Raw genomic sequence first — 3,050 nt, forward strand, 5'->3', positions numbered from 1 at the left:
TTGCAATGATTCTCTATTCAGTAAGCGAGATGAACTAAACACTCATTGTCTACATTCTCTGATCTGTTAATTATTGTACAACTCCGTTTAGTCAATCGTATCATTACTGTGCTTGTATTAAGGCCATATTAGCAATATTAACCATGTCTAAGATTAAGTTGTTACTAACAAGAATGAGATGCTTAAGCTGTTCTTATATAGGCCAAGAATAGGAGCTCCGTTTATTCAATGTTCAGCGCCTGCAATCAACATATTCTGTAGAGTTTATTCAAACCACTGATATATGGTGCGCGGTCATGAAACGTTGGTTTTTTTAAAGAACATGATGATTTGAATTGAATTAGGCACTTTGAATTTATACTGAGTGACTCAGTAATTAGCATCATTGTTGTTAATAGTGATGCACAGTTTCCTCATATTTGTCATCCTGAAACAAGCTTTTATGTATTCAATAGTATTGTCTGTTATTGAGCTTACGCTGACTATAGACAAATTTGCATCGTTCTATCTGCTAAAGCCGCTGTTTAGTGGATTGGAAAGCTTGAATGTAGGCAGCTAATACCATTTTGGAAGGGTTATTTAAACAAGCCTAGCCCATATTTTAATACTTGTATTCAAAGCTCATTGCTCATCTAAGCGTTAAACTAGTGCGCTCATAATAGAGACTGAATTTGTTTCAGATAAGCGGTATGCGACGTTACAAGTCACCAATACTTTTGTTCGTTTGTGCAGAGAGTCTACATATAGAACTGATGACAGACATATATCCTCATTAAATGTACTCTAAATCCTTTCATTGTAATGAGTATCTAAAATAATACTGATTATCCGTCGATTACAATTGGAATTTTGATCATAAAAAAAGCCTCCGAAGAGGCTTTTTATTACAAATAGATTTTATTTGTCTTCAAGAGCTTTTTGATTATATGTTGGTTTTTCATGCGTTTGTCCCATAGCTTCAGCAACTTCAGGTGGCATGTAATTTTCATCATGTTTCGCGAGTACTTCAGTGGCTTCTAGTTTTCCAGACTCAACCAGTACGCCTTGGGCAACGATACCTTGTCCTTCTCTAAATAAGTCCGGTAGTAAATCGTCATAGGTGACGAAAACGGTCCCCCCCGCTGAATCATGTACTGCAAACTCCACGTGTAGGCTATCTGGATCGCGTTTCATCGATCCTATTGTTACCATGCCACCGACTCTGATCCGTTGTCCAACTTCAGGCATTACACCTGTATCGTTTTTCCCGTGGGTAATTTCATATGGTGTATAGAATAAATTCAAGTTTGAATTTAGCGCGTACAATAGTAATGAAGCAACGGCTGCAACGCCCGCAATTAATGCAACGGCGAGGGTTAATCTCTTTTTACGTCTTGGATTCACGGTTATTACCTCTTGTTTCTTTCAGGCGTTGTTCACGCGTTATCTTTTTAGCAATTTCGATCAGAACTTTACGTTTTTGTCTAATGCTTAGGGTTATCAATGTTGCCAGACAGCCGAACGTTACACCATAGGATAGCCAAACGTAAAATGCGTAACCGCCCATATCAAGAAAATCTTTGAATGAATCAAATTGCATTATTTTGCCTCCTCTGCTGTAGCTAAATCTCTCACCCAAGGGCGCATACCATTGCGTGCAAGGATCTCTGTTCTATAACGAATCAAAGTAATCGCCCCAATCATCATACCAAAGCCAAAAATATTAATTAGCAGTGGGTATAACATATCAGTCGACATCGTTGATTTTTCAGTGATTTTAATGGTAGATGGCTGATGTAAACTACTCCACCAATCCACGGAGTATTTAATAATTGGTATATTAATTACACCGACAATCGCCAGAATCCCAGACGCCCTAGCGGCGAGGACTTTATCTTCAAATGATGCATACAGTGAGATCACACCAAGGTAAAGAAACAGCAATACCAATTCAGATGTCAAACGCGCATCCCATACCCACCAAGTTCCCCACATAGGTTTACCCCATGCAGCACCTGTTAATAAGGCAATAAAGGTAATTACGGCGCCAATAGGAGCAATTGCTGCAGCGGCCCAATCTGCCGATTTTATCTGCCAAACTAAGCCAATAAATGAAGCAATCGCCATACCCATATAAGCGGCCATTGACATAGACGCAGCAGGTACATGGATAAAGATGATTCGGTAACTGTCACCTTGTTGGTAATCTGTTGGGGCAAACAATAAACCCCATATACTGCCTGTTCCAACCAACAATATTGCCAGTGTACTAAACCAAGGCAACAATGTGCCTGACAATTTATATGCCCGTTCAGGGTCTGCGTAAGAATGTAACCATTTCCACATTAGTTTGTGCTCACACGTAAAGAGGCGCCAATTGCGAAAGGTGCCAAGATTAAAGAACCGACCAACATTGCAGCAAGAATCGCAAGTTGACCATCATAAGCCATGTTCAGTCCTGCAGCGTCAATCGCACTAGTGGCAAAAATAAGTACAGGTATATATAAAGGTAGAATAAGTAAACTTAACAGCACGCCTCCTTTTCGAAGTCCTACTGTTAGTGCAACACCTATTGCACCAAGTAACGACAATATCGGTGTACCTAATGCTAATGTTGACATTAATGCACCGTAACTGTTGTCTTCTAGATGCAACAGTACAGCCAGTAATGGTGCGACTAGAATTAATGGCACACCAGTAAGTATCCAATGTGCAAGTACTTTCGCCAAAACCATTAATGCTAACGGTTGTGGGCTCAGTAGCATTTGCTCTAAGCTACCATCGTTGTAATCTGCTTTAAATAAACGTTCCAATGACAACATCGATGCAAGTAAGGCCGCTACCCAGATAATGCCAGGTGCAACTCTAGTCAAAACTTGAGGTTCTGGTCCAATACCTAATGGGAAAAGAGTGACCACTAAAATAAAGAATAACAACGGGTTAAAAATATCACCTCGATGTCGAATAGCAATTCTCAAATCACGTTGCAAAAGCGTCATGAATGCTGTGGTGTAACTAATTCCTCGTTTCATTCAAATACCTTATACAAAGCGATAGTCGAGAGTGATTTT

General features: G+C 39.7%; 4 protein-coding genes. All 4 read right to left on the reverse strand.

The window, feature by feature from the left end:
- Positions 1–897: 897 nt before the first annotated feature.
- From ccmE to ccmB, 4 genes are read right to left on the reverse strand one after another with little or no spacing between them, the layout of a single operon-like run.
- Positions 898–1,383, reverse strand: coding sequence for a cytochrome c maturation protein CcmE (ccmE, locus tag CXF78_RS18505; protein WP_011635665.1), 486 nt, complete (start codon positions 1,381–1,383; stop codon positions 898–900).
- The gene (gene ccmD, locus CXF78_RS18510) at positions 1,367–1,579 is read right to left on the reverse strand and encodes a heme exporter protein CcmD (RefSeq protein WP_011635666.1); all 213 of its coding nucleotides are present in this window, start codon (positions 1,577–1,579) and stop codon (positions 1,367–1,369) included. Before ccmD ends, ccmE begins: the two co-directional genes overlap by 17 nt.
- Positions 1,579–2,325, reverse strand: a complete 747-nt coding sequence (locus CXF78_RS18515; protein ID WP_011635667.1) for a heme ABC transporter permease — start codon at positions 2,323–2,325, stop codon at positions 1,579–1,581. Before CXF78_RS18515 ends, ccmD begins: the two co-directional genes overlap by 1 nt.
- On the reverse strand, positions 2,325–3,011 hold the full coding sequence (gene ccmB / locus CXF78_RS18520; protein WP_011635668.1) for a heme exporter protein CcmB: 687 nt from the start codon (positions 3,009–3,011) through the stop codon (positions 2,325–2,327). The genes CXF78_RS18515 and ccmB overlap by 1 nt, the downstream gene beginning before the upstream one ends.
- Positions 3,012–3,050: the final 39 nt, after the last annotated feature.

It is taken from the genome of Shewanella sp. 11B5, assembly GCF_002836795.1.
Classification (GTDB): Bacteria; Pseudomonadota; Gammaproteobacteria; order Enterobacterales; family Shewanellaceae; genus Shewanella; species Shewanella frigidimarina.